Here is a 512-nt window from a genome sequence, read left to right as displayed (position 1 = left end):
AAGCGGCCCCGGTATTGTTTCTACCGGCCTAGAGCCATTCCCGGAAAAGTTCGCACGGTTTTCCGTCAGGAATTGCCTAAAAATAGAAAGTGTAGGAGGAGCTTGCCCTCATGACCTCGACGATTTTGGAGATGCGCGACATCACCAAGAGGTTCCCCGGCGTGAAGGCGCTGTCGAACGTCAACCTCCGCGTCGAGGAAGGCGAAATCCATGCCGTGGTAGGCGAGAACGGCGCTGGAAAATCGACACTGATGAAGGTGCTTTCGGGCGTCTATCCCTCCGGCACCTATGATGGCCAGATCATCTTTCAGGGCCAGGAATGCCAGTTCAAAGGCATCCATGACAGCGAACACAAGGGCATCGTCATCATCCACCAGGAGCTTGCGCTGGTGCCGATGCTGTCGATCGCCGAAAACATTTTCCTCGGCAACGAGCACGCCAGATACGGCGTCATCGACTGGGACGCCAACGAGGCGCGCACGTCCGAGCTTTTGAAAAAAGTCGGGCTCAAG

1 protein-coding gene is annotated in these 512 nt (G+C 56.2%); it reads left to right on the top strand.

Going from position 1 to position 512, the window contains the following annotated elements; genetic code table 11:
• Positions 1-110: 110 nt before the first annotated feature.
• Positions 111-512: ATP-binding cassette domain-containing protein (locus X744_RS0139295; RefSeq protein WP_031261580.1), on the top strand; the 402-nt coding region annotated here is incomplete at its 3' end.

Origin of the sequence: Mesorhizobium sp. LNHC252B00 (assembly GCF_000502955.1) — a bacterium.
GTDB lineage: Bacteria > Pseudomonadota > Alphaproteobacteria > Rhizobiales > Rhizobiaceae > Mesorhizobium.
The sequence above is the reverse complement of the archived record's forward strand: the minus strand, read 5'-3'. Positions and strand labels throughout refer to the sequence as shown.